The sequence below is a fragment of the Streptomyces sp. CA2R106 genome (genome assembly GCF_037034245.1).
GTDB lineage: Bacteria > Actinomycetota > Actinomycetes > Streptomycetales > Streptomycetaceae > Actinacidiphila.
The window spans coordinates 1-206 of record NZ_JBAGKC010000250.1; the positions used below are offsets into that span (position 1 = coordinate 1).

General features: G+C 70.9%; 1 pseudogene. It reads left to right on the forward strand.

Features of this window, described 5'->3' with window-relative positions:
- Window positions 1-206: pseudogene (locus WA788_RS35970) on the forward strand (XRE family transcriptional regulator); the annotation flags it as partial.

Here is a 206-nt window from a genome sequence, read left to right on the forward strand (position 1 = left end):
CTGGAGACCGGCGGCCGCTTGGGCACCGTACAAGCCGCCCGCGCGCTGGACGCGGTGTACGGGACCGGGGACCTGCTGGAGCGGCTCTGGTGGCTGGCGAAACGCGAGACCAAGGACCGACTCATCCTCGGCCTCGCCCCGTTCGAGGCGAACGCCGCCGGCATCCAGGAATACGCGAACAGCACCGTCCCGGACCTGCTCCAGAC